This is a genomic window from Kitasatospora putterlickiae (genome assembly GCF_039527695.1).
GTDB lineage: Bacteria > Actinomycetota > Actinomycetes > Streptomycetales > Streptomycetaceae > Kitasatospora > Kitasatospora putterlickiae.
In genome coordinates, this window is record NZ_BAAAKJ010000331.1 from 3263 (window position 1) to 3997 (window position 735).

Sequence of the window (735 nt, forward strand, 5' to 3'; positions counted from 1 at the left end):
CCGCCGCCGCACCGCCCCCGCAGCCCGCGCCGGTGCGGCCCGAGCGGTTGGACGCGATCGCGCAGGCCCCGGACAGCCCGCTCACCCGGCACGGGCTGGTGCGGGACGACCTCCCTCAGGAGGAGACCCGGGACGGGGAGCGGCCGTTGGGCCTGGAGCCCGGCGCGGACGCCGAGGTCCACGATGCCCCCGAAGCGGACCCGGAACAGCGCCCGCCGTCGGCCGCCGACGAGCCGGAGCTGGGGCCGGCGGACTTCCTGCCCTCGTCGGACCTGGAGGTGTCCGCCGTCCCGACGGTCGACCGGATCCCGCGCGCGGCGGACGGCGCGCCCGCCCCGGACGCCGAGGAACCGGCGCTTCCCGAGCCGCCGGCGACCAAGGCGGAGAAGGTCGAGGACGAGCGCGAGAGCCGGCCCGAGGCAGCGGAGGATTCGGCGGCGCCGGAGCCGACGCCCGAGCCGACGCCCGCTGCGGGGACCGCGGAAGCCGGGGACGGGGACGGCCAGGACCTCCCGGCGGAACGGCCGGTCGAGCAGGAGATCGGTCCCGATCCGGCCCAGGAGCGGGAGCCCGCCCGGCCCGCCGAACCCACCGCGCCGGAGCCGGAGGACCAGGAGCGGGCGCGGCATCAGGAGCAGCGGGCGCCCGTCGAGGCGGCGCGGGAGACGGAGCCCGCGGCCTCCCCCGAGCGCGCCGCGGCAGGTCCGGGCGGTGCCACCCCTGACGCCACCTCCG

1 pseudogene is annotated in these 735 nt (G+C 80.1%); it reads left to right on the top strand.

Going from position 1 to position 735, the window contains the following annotated elements:
• A pseudogene (locus ABD308_RS31285) lies at nucleotides 1-735 on the top strand (hypothetical protein); the annotation flags it as partial.